The sequence below is a fragment of the Campylobacter sp. TTU-622 genome, from assembly GCF_016598965.1.
Classification (GTDB): Bacteria; Campylobacterota; Campylobacteria; order Campylobacterales; family Campylobacteraceae; genus Campylobacter_D.
On record NZ_JAENKR010000105.1, the window covers coordinates 1 to 3636 of the forward strand.

3 protein-coding genes are annotated in these 3636 nt (G+C 33.0%); all 3 read right to left on the minus strand.

Annotation, left to right across the window (positions count from 1 at the left end; translation table 11 throughout):
- The coding region (locus JG677_RS09115) for a Na+/H+ antiporter NhaC family protein (RefSeq protein WP_442778894.1) at positions 1 to 134 on the minus strand (134 nt) is incomplete at its 3' end.
- A gap of 35 nt (positions 135 to 169) precedes the next feature.
- Positions 170 to 1468, minus strand: coding sequence for a Na+/H+ antiporter family protein (locus JG677_RS07385; RefSeq protein ID WP_200286006.1), 1299 nt, complete (start codon positions 1466 to 1468; stop codon positions 170 to 172).
- 288 nt (positions 1469 to 1756) lie between these two features.
- Positions 1757 to 3636: flagellar hook protein FlgE (gene flgE / locus JG677_RS07390; RefSeq protein WP_200286008.1), on the minus strand; the 1880-nt coding region annotated here is incomplete at its 5' end.

Here is a 3636-nt window from a genome sequence, read left to right on the forward strand (position 1 = left end):
GTAGTTTCACTTGCTGGACTTCCTGCATCGCCTAGTGCACCTGCAACTCCTATTATAAAGACTATTAAAGCAAGAGAGAAATTTAATTCCAAACAAATAGGAACAAAAAGAGTGGATAATGAGTATAGTTTCAAGTCCTATACCCATTATAAAAAGTTTTAAAAAATTTTTATAAAAATAATGCTATCACGCTTCCAATAAATAATAAAGTTCCATTATAAAAGATAAAAGTAGGGATACAAGTATCTTTAATGTGATCGTGTTGTTTATCAGCATTAAGTCCTACACTAACACCCATTGTAGTTTCACTTGCTGGACTTCCTGCATCGCCTAGTGCACCTGCAACTCCTATTATAAAGACTATTAAAGCAAGAGAGAAATTTAATTCCAAACAAATAGGAACAAAAAGAGTGGTGATAATAGGTATAGTTCCAAAAGAAGTTCCTATACCCATTGTGATTAAAAGTCCTATTAAAAGCATTATAAAAATAGCTAGAAATTTACTCTCTTGCATAAAAGGAACAACAGAATTTACAAGCTCACTAACAGCACCGCTTTGTTTTAAAACTTCTCCATATCCAGCCGCTACGAGTATAACAAAGGCTATAAAGCCCATCATCTTTAAGCCATCATCAAAAATCAAATCAATTTTTTTGTATTCAACTCCTCCTAAAATTACCATTAAAACAAAACCTAAAAGTCCAGATAAAGGTAAATTCATAGTAGCGATTTGACAGATTAAGGTTACTATAAGTCCTGCTAAAACACCCCATTCCTTACGTGTCATTTTAAGATTGTCAAAATCTACTTTAGAAATTTCTATCTCTTTATATTCTCTTGGTTTTCTATAAAAAACAAAAATAGCTAAAAAAAGTCCAAGTATCATACAAAAAGCAGCCAAATACATCGTATTGGTAACATCACTTAAGCTTACATTTACTCCATTAGAAGCGATATTATCTTTTATTAGATCTTGGAAAGTAAGTCCAAAGCCTACAGGTAGCACCATATAAGGAGTGGTAAGTCCAAAAGTTAAAGCACAAGCTACCGCTCTACGATCAATTTTTAAGCGATTAAAAAGACTTAAAAGTGGCGGTATTAAAAGTGGTATAAAAGCCACGTGTATAGGCACTAAATTTTGTGAAAAACAAGAAATAATAGTTAAAGAAATTAGCAAAAAGTATTTTTTATGCGAAATAAAGTGGCTTACGATTTTAATCAAATAAGCAGTTAAATTTGTTTTGGAAATAGCAGCGGCAATGGCTCCTAGTAAAATATAACTTAAAGCAGTTTTTAAATTTTCTTTCATACCGCTTATTAAAATATCCATAGTCTCCACCATAGACAAATGGGCAAGCATTCCAGCTACTAAAGCAGAGATTAAAAGACTAAGCAAAACATTAAAACGAAAAATACAAAGTAAAGTCATTAAGATAACACTTATAATAATGGGATTACTTAAGAGCATATAATTTCCTTAAAAAGTATTAAATCTTTTATCATACTTATAAAAGATTAATTTTTGCTTTATTTGTTTAAATTTAAACTAAAAGGCAGGTTTTTTGTAGTTATTTACTTTTTATATTTTTTAATTAACTTAATAAAAAAGTATCAATTAAATTGCAACTCACCAAAAGGTGAGTTAGCAATAATTGAAGGCATCAAGCCTACGTATAAATCTTGTATTGTAAAACCACTAAAAGTAGGCTTGCAAAGCAAGATTTAGTTTATCCAAGAAAACTTGGATAAAGCTTGATTATTGTTTTAATTGGATCAAAGTTTGAAGCATTTGATCGCTAGTTGAAATTGTTTTAGAGTTTGCTTGATAACCTCTTTGTATGATGATAAGTTCAGTTAAAGAACGACTCAAATCCACATTTGACATTTCAAGTGCTGAGGTTTTCATCTCACCGCGTCCGCCTGTTCCAGCTTCACCTACTACTATAGAACCACTATTTGCTGTTACTTTAAAAAGGTTTCCGCCGATTTCTTCAAGACCTGAGTTATTAGCCACTGAAGCCATAGCAATTTTTGCTACTGCAAAAGTTTTTCCGTTTGTAAATTCACCTAAGATATTACCTTTATCATCAACGCGTATCGCATCAGGTTTTAAGTTTCCTGAAGTATAACCATCAGTTGCTTGAGAAGTTAAGGTTGAAGCTGAGTTTGAGCTTACTAGACCATCATTACTTCCACTTGTTCCAAAGCTAAGTTTGATTTGTTGATTTGGTGCTGCACCATTATTTGGTGAAAAATTGATTGTTCTTGGATTATAATTTGATAAAGAACCATCATTGTTAAATCTTGCTGTTCCTACGATGATATTGTTTGGACCTTCTCCTGTGGTATTAATCTCAGCAGGCTCAGGAACACGGATAATCATTTGCCATTCATTACCACCATCTTGAGTAGTGCTTTGTTTTACAAATTGCACTTCTAAAGTATGTTTTGAACCTAAAGAGTCATAAATTTCAAGTCCAGCTGAAAAAGCGCTAAGTTTTAAAAGCTCACTTTGTTTTACTTGATTTCCAGCAGGAAAAGAACCATCAAGTCCTTTAAAGATCTTTGTAAAAGCATCATTAGTGCTTACTGTTCCTTTCTCATCTGTATAAGCTGTGATATTAAAATTCATATTGTGAGGTCCAAATTGTAATGGTCCTTGACCCCCTGTAACAAGTGTTGGGCTATTTGTAGTTTCATTAACATTAGTGATAGAAAAAGCCCCTGAAGAATTTACAACTACTTTTACATTTTCATTTACATCAGCTGCAGCAAACGAACCACTTCCATCATAATCAACCCCATATCTTGCATCTCTTTGTAAAAGCTCTCTTAAATCTTCAGTAGTATGGAAGGTTCTTACATTTGTATTTAATAAACCACCATTTACTGCATCATAATAATTTTTTGAACCTATACTAGCAGTATCTGTGCCATTCCAAGTAGGATTTCCTGCTCCTCCATTTGTCCCTGGAACATAAGAATAACCTCCATCAGGATTATACATAGGAGGAAGAGTTTGGGCTGAAGAACTATAGATATATTTATGAGCAGTGATAACTTGAGCTTTAAATCCTCCTGTTAAACTATTTTGTGTGCCAGCTGTTCCGCCTGTAGCTGTCCATAAAGAAGCATTATTTTGTGTTACTTGAGCATATGTAAATGAACCTTCTGCGCCATCTTGCCCTGCTGTCCAAGTCGCTGTCCAAACCTCACCTGCTGTGTTATTGGTATTTACTACAAGGTCAATATTTTTCATACTATCTGTAGTGCCATCTGAGTTGTCATTGATAAAATCTATACCACTACCATCAGCATTTTTAACCGCTTTAACTCCTGTTCCTTGTCTTGTGTCATTAGAAGCTGTGAAAGTATTGATATAAGCTATAGCATCATCTATACTTGTTATATTTTCATTTTCTATTTTTACACCATTTAAAACTATGCTTAATGTTGTTTTTTGGTTACCATTTCCCCAAAAAGCTGCAGTTTGAGTTTGTTGTAAATTTGAATCAAAAGCACTTACCCCTAAAGAGTTTGTAGAGTATTTTGCATCTGCATAAGATACCCAAATTCCTTGTCCATCTCTTAAATTTAAACCTGTTCCATTGGAATTAAATAAAGAAGCACAATCAA

Bases quoted from the DNA above. Each gene is read 5' to 3' on its own strand.
- JG677_RS07385 (WP_200286006.1), bottom strand. From the start codon at position 1,468: ATGCTCTTAAGTAATCCCATTATTATAAGTGTTATCTTAATGACTTTA.